Source organism: Klebsiella sp. DY2415, assembly GCF_026314315.1.
Classification (GTDB): Bacteria; Pseudomonadota; Gammaproteobacteria; order Enterobacterales; family Enterobacteriaceae; genus Klebsiella; species Klebsiella ornithinolytica.
The window spans coordinates 3,264,396-3,279,170 of record NZ_CP111115.1 but is presented as its reverse complement, the minus strand read 5'-3'; the positions used below and the strand labels follow the sequence as shown (position 1 = coordinate 3,279,170).

General features: G+C 54.5%; 16 protein-coding genes. 9 read left to right on the top strand and 7 right to left on the bottom strand.

What is annotated here, in order from left to right:
- Positions 1-28 precede the first annotated feature (28 nt).
- Positions 29-856 (bottom strand): ammonia-dependent NAD(+) synthetase, encoded by an 828-nt coding sequence (gene nadE / locus OQV00_RS15580; protein WP_004860911.1) that lies wholly within the window; start codon positions 854-856, stop codon positions 29-31.
- A gap of 229 nt (positions 857-1,085) precedes the next feature.
- Between nadE and osmE the strand changes: the two genes are divergently transcribed.
- The 7 genes from osmE to chbG all read left to right on the top strand — a co-directional run bounded on the left by osmE (position 1,086) and on the right by chbG (position 7,025).
- Complete coding sequence (osmE, locus tag OQV00_RS15575) at positions 1,086-1,424, top strand: osmotically-inducible lipoprotein OsmE (RefSeq protein ID WP_004860914.1); 339 nt, start codon at positions 1,086-1,088, stop codon at positions 1,422-1,424.
- Positions 1,425-1,705: 281 nt separating this feature from the next.
- Positions 1,706-2,026 carry a PTS N,N'-diacetylchitobiose transporter subunit IIB gene (gene chbB, locus OQV00_RS15570; RefSeq protein ID WP_004860916.1) on the top strand — a complete coding sequence of 107 codons (321 nt, stop codon included), beginning with the start codon at positions 1,706-1,708 and terminating at the stop codon, positions 2,024-2,026.
- Positions 2,027-2,195: 169 nt separating this feature from the next.
- Positions 2,196-3,554 (top strand): PTS N,N'-diacetylchitobiose transporter subunit IIC, encoded by a 1,359-nt coding sequence (chbC, locus tag OQV00_RS15565; RefSeq protein WP_004860919.1) that lies wholly within the window; start codon positions 2,196-2,198, stop codon positions 3,552-3,554.
- Between the two features lie 52 nt (positions 3,555-3,606).
- Positions 3,607-3,954 (top strand): PTS N,N'-diacetylchitobiose transporter subunit IIA, encoded by a 348-nt coding sequence (gene chbA, locus OQV00_RS15560; protein ID WP_004860922.1) that lies wholly within the window; start codon positions 3,607-3,609, stop codon positions 3,952-3,954.
- 27 nt (positions 3,955-3,981) lie between these two features.
- Positions 3,982-4,806: a transcriptional regulator ChbR gene (gene chbR / locus OQV00_RS15555; RefSeq protein ID WP_004860924.1), complete on the top strand. Its 825-nt coding sequence runs from the start codon at positions 3,982-3,984 to the stop codon at positions 4,804-4,806.
- A 102-nt stretch (positions 4,807-4,908) separates the two neighbouring features.
- Entirely contained in the window at positions 4,909-6,255 is a 1,347-nt protein-coding gene (locus OQV00_RS15550) for a 6-phospho-beta-glucosidase (protein WP_004860928.1), read from the top strand.
- Between the two features lie 11 nt (positions 6,256-6,266).
- A complete protein-coding gene (gene chbG / locus OQV00_RS15545) occupies positions 6,267-7,025 on the top strand; it encodes a chitin disaccharide deacetylase (RefSeq protein ID WP_004860933.1) in 759 nt (252 codons plus the stop codon).
- A gap of 88 nt (positions 7,026-7,113) precedes the next feature.
- Here chbG and katE read toward each other — a convergent pair whose 3' ends face one another.
- Positions 7,114-9,369, bottom strand: a complete 2,256-nt coding sequence (katE, locus tag OQV00_RS15540; protein ID WP_266278946.1) for a catalase HPII — start codon at positions 9,367-9,369, stop codon at positions 7,114-7,116.
- Positions 9,370-9,575: 206 nt separating this feature from the next.
- On the opposite strand from katE, the gene cedA reads away from it, so the two are divergent.
- Complete coding sequence (cedA, locus tag OQV00_RS15535) at positions 9,576-9,815, top strand: cell division activator CedA (protein ID WP_004860939.1); 240 nt, start codon at positions 9,576-9,578, stop codon at positions 9,813-9,815.
- 63 nt (positions 9,816-9,878) lie between these two features.
- Here the strand turns inward: cedA and OQV00_RS15530 are convergent, their stop codons facing one another.
- The 4 genes from OQV00_RS15530 to hxpB all read right to left on the bottom strand — a co-directional run bounded on the left by OQV00_RS15530 (position 9,879) and on the right by hxpB (position 13,659).
- Entirely contained in the window at positions 9,879-11,270 is a 1,392-nt protein-coding gene (locus OQV00_RS15530) for an L-cystine transporter (RefSeq protein WP_004860941.1), read from the bottom strand.
- Between the two features lie 131 nt (positions 11,271-11,401).
- Positions 11,402-11,992: a metal-dependent hydrolase gene (locus tag OQV00_RS15525; RefSeq protein ID WP_004860944.1), complete on the bottom strand. Its 591-nt coding sequence runs from the start codon at positions 11,990-11,992 to the stop codon at positions 11,402-11,404.
- Positions 11,993-12,083: 91 nt separating this feature from the next.
- The gene (kduD, locus tag OQV00_RS15520; RefSeq protein ID WP_044350896.1) at positions 12,084-12,845 is read right to left on the bottom strand and encodes a 2-dehydro-3-deoxy-D-gluconate 5-dehydrogenase KduD; all 762 of its coding nucleotides are present in this window, start codon (positions 12,843-12,845) and stop codon (positions 12,084-12,086) included.
- Positions 12,846-12,972: 127 nt separating this feature from the next.
- A complete protein-coding gene (hxpB, locus tag OQV00_RS15515) occupies positions 12,973-13,659 on the bottom strand; it encodes a hexitol phosphatase HxpB (RefSeq protein WP_004860949.1) in 687 nt (228 codons plus the stop codon).
- Positions 13,660-13,792: 133 nt separating this feature from the next.
- Between hxpB and OQV00_RS15510 the strand changes: the two genes are divergently transcribed.
- A complete protein-coding gene (locus OQV00_RS15510; protein WP_004860952.1) occupies positions 13,793-14,329 on the top strand; it encodes a YniB family protein in 537 nt (178 codons plus the stop codon).
- 29 nt (positions 14,330-14,358) lie between these two features.
- On the opposite strand, the gene yciA is transcribed toward OQV00_RS15510, so the two are convergent.
- Positions 14,359-14,757: an acyl-CoA thioester hydrolase YciA gene (gene yciA / locus OQV00_RS15505; protein WP_004860955.1), complete on the bottom strand. Its 399-nt coding sequence runs from the start codon at positions 14,755-14,757 to the stop codon at positions 14,359-14,361.
- Positions 14,758-14,775: the final 18 nt, after the last annotated feature.

Here is a 14,775-nt window from a genome sequence, read left to right as displayed (position 1 = left end):
GGGGTCAGAGAAATGCGGGGGGAGCGCGTTATTTTTTCCAGAAGTCATCGAAAACGGTGATCGGCGTCCGGCGCTTATGCTCGGTTTTCAGATACCAGCCTTCAATAATTCGGGCGATGCTCGCATCCAGCGTTTTACCTTCCAGATAGTCATCAATATTGTCGTAGGTTACGCCCAGCGCAGCTTCGTCCGGCAGCGACGGGCGATCGTCTTCCAGATCGGCGGTCGGCAGCTTCTTATACAGATGCTCCGGGCAGCCCAGCAGCGCCAGCAGCTGCTTGCCCTGGCGCTTATTGAGACGGAAGATGGGGTTGATATCCGTGCCGCCGTCTCCGTACTTGGTAAAGAAGCCGGTAATCGCCTCCGCCGCATGGTCAGTGCCTACCACCACGCCGTGGGTCATCCCGGCAATACTGTATTGTGCTTTCATGCGTTCACGGGCTTTCTCATTGCCGCGAACAAAGTCGCTGAGCTCAATCCCGGCTTCCCGCAATGCCTGCTCGCTGGCCAGTACCGCACCTTTAATATTCACCGTCAGCACCCGATCCGGCTGGATGAAGGCGATCGCATCCTGGCAATCTTGCTCATCCGCCTGGACACCGTAAGGCAGGCGTACGGCAATAAACTGCAGCTTTTCATCGCCGGTTTCGGCACGCAGTTCATTAATGGCCTGCTGACAAAGTTTGCCTGTCAGGGTTGAATCCTGGCCGCCGCTGATTCCCAGAACCAGTGACTTAATAAAAGGGTAGGTCTGCAAGTACGACTTCAAAAAGTCCACGCTGCGGCGAATTTCACCCTCAGCATCGATCTGGGGCTTCGCGCCCAGCGCCTGAATAATTTCTTGTTGTAGCGTCATCGCGCCCTCCGGAAAGTGAATCTGTTTGGCTGCCAGTAGGGGTTAAAGCTACCTCTTTGCCGGGAAAACGACAAGGATCACAGAATTGAGTGGCGCAAAAGAGAGCAATCAATGACATAGGATTTTTTTATTAGAAAAAGCTTAAATTTGCTCCTTTTGTACCTTCGGCTTGAAAAATAACGGTATTTATTCCAGGCTTATTAACACGCAGAAGAAAAGAGGACGCAATATGAACAAGAATTTAGCAGGATTTCTGGGCGCAGCAGCAGTTTTGACCATGCTGGCAGGGTGTACGGCTTACGATCGTACCGCCGACCAGTTCACTCAACCGGTCGTCAAAGATGTCAAAAAAGGGATGACCCGGTCACAGGTTTTACAGATTGCGGGTAAACCGTCTTCTGAGGTCACCATGATCCACGCACGTGGAACCTGCCAGACCTATATCCTGGGTCAACGAGATGGTAAACTTGAAACCTACTTTGTTGCCCTCGACGATACCGGTCGCGTCATGAACTCCGGCTACCAGACCTGTGCGGAGTACGATACCGACCCGCGCAACAGCAAGTAATGCAACATGCTGAGATCTACGAAAGCCCGACCACTGGTCGGGTTTTTTTATGACCGCTAATGCTTATTTAATTGCGCGAATTATTTGGGGGAAATGTGAAGGTAGTCAAAACACGAGGTCAATGAGAGACAATTTTGATTAACCAGGAATTATCCAGGCCCCGCACGATGCCGTATACTCAATGCATAAACAATACTAATTGAATGATTACCTGTCTTAACCGGCTGTCAGACATCAGATGATACTGAAGCCGCCAGGTCTTACAAATTGAGGAAGCGCTCATGGAAAAGAAACACATCTATTTGTTTTGCTCGGCTGGAATGTCTACTTCACTGCTGGTCTCTAAAATGCGTGCACAGGCCGAAAAATATGAAGTGCCGGTCATCATTGAGGCCTATCCTGAGACACTTGCTGGAGAAAAAGGCCCTGAAGCCGATGTCGTATTATTAGGTCCACAAATTGCGTATATGCTTCCAGAAATTCAGCGGCTGTTACCGAATAAGCCGGTGGAAGTTATCGACTCTGTGCTTTATGGCAAAGTCGATGGGTTAGGTGTACTGAAAGCGGCCGTTGCGGCCATTAAGAAAGCTGCTGCACAATAATTTAATTTTAAAACTCAATATCTTTTTGTTTTTCGCTGAATCAACAGTGCGTTAAAGCATTATCTGATTTTCCTGAATAGCGAAAGGTGAGAGTTTATTTTCCCGTCAAAGAGTAATTTCATACATCTATGCCGTAATGATTCGATTACGGCTTTTAAGGGTATTTGCTATGAGCAAAGTGATTGACTCGCTTGAAAAGGTACTCCTTCCTTTTGCAGTTAAAATAGGAAAGCAACCGCACATTAATGCGATTAAAAACGGCTTTATTAAATTAATGCCGCTGACCCTCGCGGGGGCCATGTTCGTATTAATCAACAACGTTTTTCTGAGCTTTGGTGAAGGTTCTTTCTTCTATTCAATGGGTATTCGCCTGGATGGCTCGACCATTGAAACATTAAATGGCTTTAAGGCTATCGGCGGCAACGTTTATAACGGGACGTTAGGGATAATGTCGCTGATGGCGCCGTTCTTTATCGGCATGGCGCTGGCTGAAGAGCGCAAAGTCGATCCGCTGGCCGCGGGGCTGTTATCGGTCGCTGCCTTTATGACCGTTACACCTTACAGCGTAGGCGAGGCCTATGCGGTCGGCGCAAACTGGCTGGGTGGGGCAAACATCATCTCGGGCATGATTATTGGCCTGCTGGTGGCGGAAATGTTCACCTTTGTTATCCGTCGCAACTGGGTTATTACCCTGCCGGACAGCGTACCGGCCTCGGTATCGCGCTCATTCTCTGCGCTGATTCCGGGCTTCCTGATCCTCTCCGTATTCGGCATTATCTCCTGGCTGTTGGCCAACCATGGCAGCAACTTCCACCAGATCATCATGGACTCCATCTCCAGACCGCTGGCGTCGATGGGCAGCGTGGTGGGCTGGGCCTACGTTATCTTTAACTCCCTGCTGTGGTTCTTCGGCGTACACGGGTCTCTGGCGCTGACCGCGCTGGACAACGGCATCATGACTCCGTGGGCGCTGGAAAACATCGCGCTGTACAACCAGTACGGTTCCGTTGAAGCCGCTATCGCTGCGGGCAAAGAGTTCCACTTCTGGGCCAAGCCGATGCTGGACTCCTACATCCTGTTGGGTGGTTCCGGGGCCACGCTCGGTCTGATTATCGCCATCTTCATCGGCTCACGCCGCGCAGATCATCGTCAGGTGGCTAAACTGGCGCTGCCGTCAGGCATCTTCCAGATTAACGAGCCGATTCTGTTTGGTCTGCCGATTATTATGAACCCGGTGATGTTTATCCCGTTCGTCCTGATTCAGCCGATTCTGGCCGCGATTACGCTGGCTGCTTACTCGATGGGAATTATCCCGCCGGTGACCAACCTGGCGCCGTGGACCATGCCTACCGGCCTCGGGGCATTCTTCAACAGTAACGGGAGTATCGCTGCACTTTGCGTGGCGCTGTTCAACCTGTGTGTGTCGGTGCTGGTTTACCTGCCGTTCGTCGCGGTCTCCAACAAGGCACAGGCGGTTATTGAAGAGCAGGAAAGCGAAGAAGATATCGCTAACGCGCTGAAATTCTGATGTCGAGCGGTACGGGAGCTTTCCCGTACCGCCTGAGAAATGAGGAAATACTATGTTTGATCTGGATAATATCGAAGCGGTTGACGCACCTGAAAATGACCTCGAAGAGGTGGTGATGGGGCTGATTATCAACTCCGGACAGGCCCGTAGCCTGGCATATGCTGCACTTAAGCAGGCCAAGCAGGGCGATTTTGCCGCTGCTAAAAACATGATGGAGCAGTCGCGAATGGCGCTGAGCGAAGCGCATCGCGTGCAGACGCAGCTCATTGAAAGCGATGAAGGCGAAGGCAAAATGAAGGTCAGTCTGGTACTGGTTCATGCGCAGGATCATCTGATGACCTCAATGCTGGCGCGCGAGCTGGTTGCCGAATTGATTGAGCTGCACGAGAAGGTACAATAGGCCATCAACACGATGAGGCAGCCAAAGATGATAACCACCGAGATCAGTACCGCACGGGAACAACAGCTTTTCAACGGGAAAAATTTTCATGTGGTTATCTATAACAAAACGGAAAGCGTAAGCGGGCTTCACCAGCATGATTATTACGAGTACACCATCGTTTTAACCGGGCGCTATTATCAGGAAATCAATGGCAAACGGGTATTGCTGGAGCGCGGGGATTTTGTCTTTATCCCGATGGGGTCGCACCACCAGAGTTTTTATGCTTTTGGCGCGACTCGCATTCTTAACGTTGGCATCAGCAAAAGTTTCTTTGAGAAACACTATCTGCCGCTGCTGCCGTTTGGTCTGGTTGCTTCGCAGGTCTACGCGGTAAAAAGCACCTTTCTCAGCTACATCGAGTCGGTTATCGCTTCGCTGAACTTTCGCGAAACTGAGTTTGACGAATTTATTGAGCTGGTCTCGTTTTATACCATTAACCGTTTACGGCATTATCGCGAGGAGCCGGTGCAGGATGTCATTCCGCAATGGCTGAAAAATACCGTCGAGGATATGCACGATAAACTGAAGTTTGGTGAAGGCGCGCTGGAGAATATGGTCGCGCTCTCCGGGAAAACCCAGGAATATTTAACCCGGGCAACCCAACGCTATTATGGTAAAACGCCGATGCAGATAATCAATGATATTCGCATCAATTTCGCCAAGAAGCAGCTGGAAATCACCAACTACTCGGTCACCGATATTGCTTACGAATCGGGGTACAGCAGCCCAAGTTTGTTTATTAAAACATTCAAGAAGCTGACCTCATTTACGCCAAGCAATTACCGAAAACAACTGACCAGCATTAATTAACCGGAGCGGATTGTTCCGCGCCAGGGCATATTCAATTTAACTTTCCGCCTCCAGGCGGAGGGTGGGCTACGTACAATTCGTAGTGCCCCAAGGGAGAATATAATGAGCCAGAAATTAAAAATTGTCACTATCGGCGGCGGCAGCAGCTATACCCCGGAATTACTGGAAGGGTTTATCAAACGTTATCACGAACTGCCGGTAACGGAATTGTGGCTGGTTGATGTAGAAGAAGGGCAGGAGAAACTCGATATTATCCATGCGCTGTGCCAGCGTATGGTGGAAAAAGCGGGCGTTCCGATGAAGGTCTACAAAACGCTGGATCGCCGCGCCGCGTTGGAAGGGGCTCATTTCGTCACCACACAGCTGCGGGTTGGCCAGCTGAAGGCGCGTGAAAAAGATGAACGCATTCCGCTCAGCCACGGCTACCTCGGTCAGGAGACTAACGGCGCCGGCGGTCTGTTTAAAGGTCTGCGTACCATTCCGGTGATTTTTGATATCGTGAAGGATGTACAGGAGATCTGCCCGGATGCCTGGATCATCAACTTTACCAACCCGGCGGGGATGGTGACCGAGGCGGTCTATCGCCACACCAACTTTAAGCGCTTTATCGGCGTGTGTAATATTCCGATCGGCATGAAAATGTTTATCACCGATGTGCTGCAGCTGACGCCGGAAGATGAACTGAATATCGACCTGTTTGGTCTTAATCACCTGGTGTTCGTTCGCGATGTGCTGGTGAATGGCAAATCGCGCTTCGACGAGCTGCTCGATGGCGTAGCCTCCGGTACCCTGAGCGCCAACTCGGTGAAAAACATCTTCGATTTACCGTTCAGCGAAGGGCTGATCCGCTCGCTGCGCCTGATTCCGTGCTCCTATCTGCTCTACTACTTTAAACCAAAAGAGATGCTGGCCATCGAAATGGGCGAGTATTACAAAGGCGGCGCGCGCGCCCAGGTGGTGCAGAAGGTCGAAAAACAGCTGTTTGAGCTGTATAAAAACCCGGATCTGAAGGTGAAACCAAAAGAGCTGGAGCAGCGCGGCGGCGCCTATTACTCCGATGCGGCCTGTGAAGTGATCAATGCTATCTACAATGACAAGCAGACCGAGCACTACGTGAATATCCCGCATCATGGCCATATTGATAATATTCCGGCGGACTGGGCGGTGGAAATGACCTGCACGCTCGGCAGTGCAGGGGCGACGCCGACGCCGCGCATCAGCCATTTCGATGAGAAAGTGCTGGGGCTGATTTATACCATCAAAGGTTTTGAAGTGGCGGCCAGCCAGGCCGCGATCAGCGGCGAACTGAACGACGTACTGCTGGCGCTCAATTTGAGTCCGCTGATTCACTCTGACCGCGATGCCGAGCAGCTGGCGCGCGAAATGATCCTCGCGCACGAAAGGTGGCTGCCAAACTTTGCCGCGACAATCGAGAAACTGAAAGCGTAACGGGAGAGCTGATGGAACGCGTGTTAATCGTTAATGCCGACGATTTTGGCCTGAGTAAAGGTCAGAACTACGGCATTATTGAAGCCTGTAAAAATGGCCTGGTCACCTCGACAACGGCGCTGGTTAACGGGGCGGCGATTAGCCATGCAGCTCAGCTGAGCCGCTGCGTGCCGGAGCTGGGGGTCGGGATGCATTTTGTCCTGACTCTGGGCGAGCCTTTATCGGCGATGCCGGGTCTGACCCGCGAGGGGCGTCTGGGGAAGTGGATCTGGCAAATGGCGGAAGAGGATAGCCTGCCGCTGGATGAAATTGCGCATGAGCTGGAGTGCCAGTATCGCCGGTTTATCGCGCTGTTTGGCTGCGAGCCGACGCATATCGACAGCCATCACCACGTGCATATGATCGCCCGGATTTATCCCATTGTCGCGGCATTTGCCCGCGAGAAGGGGGTGGCGCTGCGTATTGACCGTCAGGTCGCTGAGCGTGATGACCTGGCGCAGGATGCCGCGCGCAGCAGCGACGGTTTTACCAGCGAGTTCTACGGCGAGGCCATCTCGGAGGCGCTGTTTTTACAAACCCTGGATGCCTCTATCCAGCGGGGCGAATCGTCTCTGGAAGTGATGTGCCATCCGGCGTTTGTGGATAACACCATTATGGGCAGCGCCTATTGCTACCCGCGGCTGGCAGAGCTGGAGGTGCTGACCTCGGCATCACTCAAGTACGCGGTTGCCGAGCGCGGGTACCGTTTAGGGACTTACCGCGACGTTTAACGCGGGCGGAGGGGAAGCACACGGCTTCCCCTGATTGCACCCGTGCGCCGGAGATCCGGCGAGGGGGATCCCGCGCCGTCCTTTTCTGTCAGGCCGGAATCGCCGCCGTTTTGCCGGCGCGCGACCACACCCGATGCGCGGCCATCAGCGTGAACAGCGTATCCATCGCCGGAGCGTCAATGGCGTCCGCCTCGACAAGTCCTTCCTCCCCCTGAGTGGCGACCTGCAGCAGAGCCTTAAACTGGCGCCCGTCGCCCGCCAGCACGATCGGTTTTAAATGCTTATAGGCCTCCAGCAGGTAGTAATGTAGCTCCCCGCTGTTGCTGAGAAGGGACATGTCGCCACCCGGGACGATGACCGCATCGACCGTCAGCGATGGCGAGCCGCTAAAGGTCCCGGAGATGGGCAGCCGCGTGCCGTCATCGGCAATCACTTCCCCCATCCGTGAATAAAGCAATCGGGGATGAACCCCTTTCGCCTTCAGGGATTGCAGCAGGGTTAGCACATCCTGCGCTGCCGGGCGCTCGTTGAGCAGCACGGCGACGACGCGGCCCTTGATCTCCCCGCCGGGGATGGCATACAGGCTCAGGCTGGGATCCTTTTTCACCCCGTTCACGTCCGGCGGCGGGGTAATCTTGCACTGTTCGTCGCTCAGCGCGATGCCTGAATTTTTGCCGACGGCCTGCGCCAGCGGGATATCGATGTGCGCCAGCTGATCGACCACCCGTTCGCGGATCCATACCCGGACAACTTTGCTTAACTCGAAGCTAAAGGCATCAATAATATGCTGCTGCTCAACCGGGGTCTGGCTGCGCCAGAACAGCAGCGGGTGGGCGTAATACTCGGCGAACGAGGGGCTACGCTGGCGAATTTTCTCACCGTCGACGCGTTCAGCGTACGACTCAAAACCGCCGCGCTTAGGGGCCGGTGGCGTTTCGCGCGGCCAGTTATCGTTGATCGAGTTTGGCTCGTAGTTGGCGGGGTTGGTATCAATATCCATCCGGTGCATGCCATCGCGCTGGAAGTTGTGATACGGGCAGGTGGGTTTATTAATCGGGATTTCATGGAAATTAGGCCCACCCAGCCGGCTGATCTGGGTATCAGTATACGAAAATAGACGCCCCTGCAGTAACGGGTCGTTGCTGAAATCTATCCCCGGTACGATATGGCCTGGATGGAACGCCGCCTGTTCGTTTTCGGCAAAGAAGTTATCCGGGTTGCGGTTAAGCACCATTTTCCCGACCCTCTGTACCGGGACCAGCGCTTCGGGGATCAGCTTGGTGGGATCCAGCAGATCGAAGTCAAACGCCTGTTCATCCTCTTCCGGGATCAGCTGCAGACCCAGCTCATACTCCGGATAATCGCCGGCTTCTATCGCTTGCCACAGATCGCGGCGATGGAAATCCGGATCCCGACCGGTCAGCTTTTGCGACTCATCCCAGAGCAAAGAGGCTTTACCGGCCAGCGGTTTCCAGTGAAAACGGACAAAGGTAGCCTTACCTTCGGCATTGATCAGGCGGAAGGTGTGAATACCAAATCCTTCCATGGTGCGATAGCTGCGCGGTATGCCGCGATCGGACATTGCCCACATCACGTTATGTAACGTTTCCGGCTGTAGAGAGACGTAATCCCAGAAGGTGTCGTGAGCGCTTTGTCCCTGCGGGATAGCCCAGTGTGGTTCCGGCTTCACCGCATGAACGAAATCGGGGAATTTCAGCGCATCCTGGATGAAGAAGATCGGCGTGTTGTTCCCGACGAGGTCAAAAATGCCTTCATCGGTATAAAATTTAGTGGCGAAGCCGCGAATATCGCGCACCGTATCGGCCGAGCCGGCGCCGCCCTGGACGGTAGAGAAACGGACGAATACCGGGGTTTTCCTCGCGGGATCGCAGAGAAAATCCGCTTTCGTCACGTCGCGCAGGCTGCGATAGGACTGAAAATAGCCGTGCGCCGCCGACCCGCGCGCATGGACGATTCGCTCCGGGATCCGCTCATGGTCAAAGTGGGTTATTTTTTCACGCAGAATAAAGTCTTCCAGCAGCGTGGGGCCCCGGATCCCCGCGCGGAGCGAATTCTGATCGTCGGCAATCCGTACCCCTTGATTGGTGGTCAGGGGGACGTTTTCGCTGCCTTTGCGCTGGTGAGCCAGCGCGTCAAGTTTGCTACTGTGGATATCGGGCGCTTTGAGGCTTCCCGGCGCGCTGGGTTCTTCTCCGGGAGCCGTGGGATGCGGCGTCGGGCGCCATGATTGATCGTCCGGAGCCAGAGCGTCCAGTCCGGGTTGTGATTCGCTGCCGTCATGAGGCGCTTTGTGGTTTTGTGGTTTATGGTTCTGATCAGACATTGCTCGTCTCCTGTTTTCATTACTGAAAAATGGTCGTTGCGGTACCAAAACCCTTCTAACTATAGAGCATCTCACCAGATGAGCCGGCAGGAGGCGTGAAAACTATTGCCCGGCGGGCAGAACACACGTAAGGGGCGACGAAAGGCAGGGCAATCGGCTATGATAGCTGTTTCTGTTTCCCGCTTTGTTTAGTGAATCTATTGGTTATGAAAACACTTCGCCAACAAAACCGCCCTGTCATTAGCTACGTGCCTCGGGTGGAGCCCGCCCCTCCGGAACACGCCGTCAAAATGGACGGTTTTCGCGATGTGTGGCTGTTGCGCGGCAAGTATGTCGCCTTTGTGCTGATGGGCGAACATTTCCGCCGCTCGCCAGCGTTTAGCGTCCCGGAAGCGGCGCAGCGCTGGGCCATGCAGATGCGCCAGGAAGGCGAAATCACCTCATGAGAGGGTAGCGAGAAATAAAAAAAACCGCAGATGGCTATCTGCGGTTTTTTTGTGCCTGTTGGCTTAGCGATGCGCCAGTTCGGCGTCTTCTTCGCTGTCGAGAATCGTTTTGTCGGTCTGGCGCAGCCATTGGCTGGTCAGGGTACCGGCCGTCATTGAGCCGTTCACGTTCAATGCCGTACGGCCCATGTCGATCAGCGGTTCGACGGAAATAAGCAGCGCCACCAGAGTCACCGGCAGGCCCATGGCCGGCAGGACGATCAGCGCCGCGAACGTTGCGCCGCCGCCGACTCCTGCAACCCCTGCGGAGCTCACGGTGACGATGCCGACCAGCGTGGCGATCCACAGCGGATCAAACGGGTTGATACCGACAGTCGGTGCCACCATGACGGCCAGCATCGCCGGGTAGAGACCCGCACAACCGTTCTGACCGATGGTTGCGCCAAAGGAGGCTGAGAAGCTGGCAATGGATTCCGGTACGCCCAGGCGACGGGTTTGCGCTTCGACATTCAGCGGAATCGACGCGGCGCTGGAGCGGCTGGTGAAGGCGAACGTCAGGACCGGCCACACCTTGCGGAAATATTTCAGCGGGCTCACGCCGTTAATCGCCAGCAGCAGACCGTGAACCACAAACATAATGCCGAGGCCAATATAGGAGGCAATCACGAAGCTACCGAGTTTGATGATGTCCTGCAGATTGGAACCGGCCACCACTTTGGTCATCAGCGCCAGCACGCCGTACGGCGTTAACTGCATCACCAGACGTACCAGCTTCATCACCCAGCTCTGCAGGGTGTCGATCGCGGTCAGGACGCGCTGGCCCTTTTCAACGTCATCTTTCAGCAGTTTCAGCGCGGCGACGCCGAGGAAGGCGGAGAAGATAACGATGCTAATGATCGAGGTCGGGTTCGCACCGGTCAGATCGGCAAACGGGTTCTTCGGTACAAAAGAGAGGATCAGCTGCGGTACGCTCAGGTCAGCGACTTTACCGACATAGTTGCTCTGAATCGCATTCAGACGCGCGGTTTCCGCGCTGCCCTGCACCAGACCTTCGGCGCTCAGGCCGAACAGGTTGGTCACCAGCACGCCGACCAGCGCCGCAATCAGCGTGGTGAACAGCAGGGTACCGATACTCAGGAAGCTGATTTTCCCCAGCTGCGAGGCATTATGCAGGCGAGCAACGGCGCTGAGAATAGAAGCGAAAACCAGCGGCATGACGATCATCTGCAGCAGCTGGACATAGCCATTGCCGACGATATTGAACCATTGAATGGAGTCTTTCAGCACCTGGCTGTCGGAACCATAAATCAACTGTAGCGCCAGGCCGAACACCACGCCAATGACGAGGCCGAGCAGTACTTTTTTGGCGAGGCTCCACTGTTTGTGGCGGGTTTGCCCCAGCGCAAACAGCAAAACCGCGAACACGATAACGTTCGCTATTAATGGAAAATTCATCCCCGTTCTCCTGATAGGTTTTTATCTGGCTGGTCTGTTACCAGCTCTAATGGCGCAAGGTTAGCAGAAGAGGAATTCATTACTTATATTCAAATGGAATGGGTTATAACTATTTTGACTGTTTTGCCTGTTTATCGTCCGGTCTGGTGACTAATAAAACGATTAAAGGTGATCTGCAGTGAATTAATCATCCCCGAAGACCAGCGCACGGCGCTGTTCTCAGCGAAAGTTTGCGGCATCCATACGGCATAAACGAACAGCGCCATGCACAGCGCCCGCTCCAGCTGGTTGCCTTTTCGCGGCGCGAGGATCGGCAGGCGGAAGCGCCAGCGGCAGGGCCACAGTAGCGGTACGCCCGCCGGGGTGAGCATATCGGCAAGAATATGGCTGAGATAGCCAAGCACCAGTCCCTGCACGGCATCGGCGGGCACGAACCAGCTTTCCGGCACTTTCAGATAAAACAGCGTGATTGCGCCAAAAACCGCCAGCAGGCTATGGGTGAACCCGCGGTGGCCAAAGGCGCGGGCGACGGGCTTCGATATCCAGCTTAGCCGCTGCCCGAGAAATGACTTCGGATGATCGATATCCGGCAGCAGGCAGGTCAGTACCGCTGAGGGAACAATATGCCACCAGTCACCCTGTGCCAGAACGGGGGTTAATTCCGCATTTTTCGCAAATACCGCACAGGCGATAGAAAAGAAGAGATGGCCTTCCGCCGTCATGATAAAAACCCTAAACTGTCAATTCATACAGTATAGGGTTTTTATACAGTGTGTGAAAGAGGTGACGGTGTAACTCTTTGTCACAAAATTATTAACGCGCCAGCCAGCCGCCATCAACCGCCAGCGTATATCCATTGATGTAATCCGCTGCCTGCGACGCCAGGAACACGACCGGGCCCTGTAAATCATCCGGGACGCCCCAGCGCCCGGCCGGGATACGGTCGAGGATCTCTTTACTGCGATCGGCATCATCGCGTAACTGCCGGGTATTATCGGTGGCCATGTACCCGGGGGCGATGGCATTGACGTTGATATTCTGTCCGGCCCATTCGTTGGCCATCAGGCGGGTTAAACCGAGCACGCCGCTTTTTGAGGCAGTATACGAGGGGACGCGAATCCCGCCCTGGAACGAGAGCATGGACGCGATGTTAATGATCTTTCCGCCGCTGCCCTGGCGAATAAACTGCCTGGCGACCGCCTGCGATAAAAAGAATACCGACTTGAGGTTGAGATTGAGGACGTCGTCCCACTCTTTTTCGCTAAAGGTGAGCGCATCGGCGCGGCGTATCGTACCGGCGTTATTAACCAGAATGTCCACCCGGCCCATGGCGGAGACGGCTTTCGCGACGATGTCGGCGATGGCATCCTGGCGGCTGAGGTCAGCCTGAATGGCGGTAAATCGACGCCCCAGCGCCAGCACCTGTTCGGCCGTTTGCTGTGGGATCTTACGATTGACGCCGACGATATCGCAGCCGGCCTGGGCAAGGGCCAGCGTCATTCCCTGGCCCAGCCCGGTGTCACATCCCGTCACGATAGCGACCTTACCCGTCAGGTCGAAGGCGTTAAGTACCATATGCACCTCTGTATGCTGATTTATGCGTTTAACCACGCCGTTTTTTCAAGCATAGAGGGTGCTGAGCGGAAAAACAATTAAAAATGAAACATCGTTTTATTTTTGTGATTGTTCAACCGCTGGACGCCTACCGCTGGCCGGAAAGCAGGCCGCAGAGATCGGTGGCGGTGAGTGACTCCAGCGTCGTGAGCTTAACGTCTGCCAGCACAAAACGCGGATCGTGACGATTTTCCTCGGCCGGAACGACGATAGAGCGCATGCGGGCTGCCTTACTGGCGATCATTCCGTTGACCGAATCTTCCAGCGCGACGCAGGCCATTGGGTCCACGCCCAGGCTGGCGGCACAGTTGAGATAGACCTGAGGATGGGGCTTGCTGTACGGCAGCGATTCGGCAGAGGAGAGGGCGTCAAACTGCTCGCGCAGCTCGAACATGGTGAGGACCTTTTCCAGCATCCGCAGCGGCGAGGCCGATGCGAGGCCAACCTTTAACCCTTGTGCCTTACATAAGGCGACGGCTTCTCGTACGCCGGGTAACAGAGGGCGGGAGGCCTCAACCAGCTCAATCGCGCGGCTGATAATCCGCGCGGTGACTTCAGCACGGTCCGCGCCTTTCCATGGCTGCTGGGCAAACCACAGATCCACCACTAAATCGATGCGCAACCCCAGCATATCGGGCAGCTCATCGCGGCGGCTGATATCGACGCCGAGGCTTTCAATAACCTCCAGCTCCGCCTGATCCCATAGCGGTTCGGAATCAATCAGTAATCCATCCATATCGAAAATAGCGGCATGAATTTGTCGCCTGGCTGACATAAGTCCTTCTCCTGTAGCGCAAGTAGATAACGAATTTATCCTCATGGTATATCATACCGCGCATTATTGGGCGAAATTCGCCGGTGAGGGTAGACTTAGACGGTGATGAAGGCGTCTTAAACAAGGGGAATCCATGACGTATCAACAAGCTGGACGCATTGCAGTGCTTAAACGTATTTTAGGGTGGGTTATTTTTATACCCGCGGTGATTTCAACGCTGATTTCGGTACTGAAGTTTATGTATGAACACAGCGAAAAAAAACCGGGCATTGATGCGGTGCTGATGGATTTTGCGCACGTCATGATTGAAATGATGCGTTTTAATACCCCGTTCCTTAACTTTTTCTGGTACAACTCGCCGCTGCCGGATTTTAAACACAGCCTGAATATTGGCTTCTGGATTATCTATATTCTGGTGTTTGTTGGCATGGCGCTGCAGGCGTCAGGCGCGCGCATGAGCCGCCAGGCGAAGTTCCTGCGTGAAGGGGTGGAAGATCAGCTGATTCTTGAACAGGCTAAGGGGCCGGAAGGGCTCACGCGTGAGCAAATTGCGGAGCGTATTGTGGTACCCCGGCATACGATTCTGGTGCAGTACTTCCCGCTGTATATCCTGCCGGTGATCATGATTGTTCTCGGCTATGTGTTCTTCTCGCTGCTCGGATTCTTGTAAAAAATGGCCCGGCACGCCGGGCACTTTTTTTATTCGCCAGGTATCGCGCGTGGCTTGCCCTGATTGTCGACCGCCACATAGATAAACAGGGCTTCCGTGGCTTTATAACGTTGGCCAATCGGCTCAGACGACACTTTCTTCACCCAGACTTCGATGTTGATGGTGATCGAGGTGTTGCCGCGTTTCACGCAGCGTGCGTAGCAGCACACCACGTCGCCCACGGCCACCGGCCGTAAAAAGGTCATTCCGTCAACGCGCACGGTCACTACGCGACCCTGCGCAATCTCTTTGGCCATGATCGCGCCGCCGATATCCATCTGCGACATCAACCAGCCGCCAAAAATATCGCCATTGGCGTTCGTGTCTGCTGGCATTGCCAGGGTGCGTAAAACCATTTCGCCCTTCGGGGTGAGATCTGTTGTTGTCATTCTGTACTCTGTGCTGGT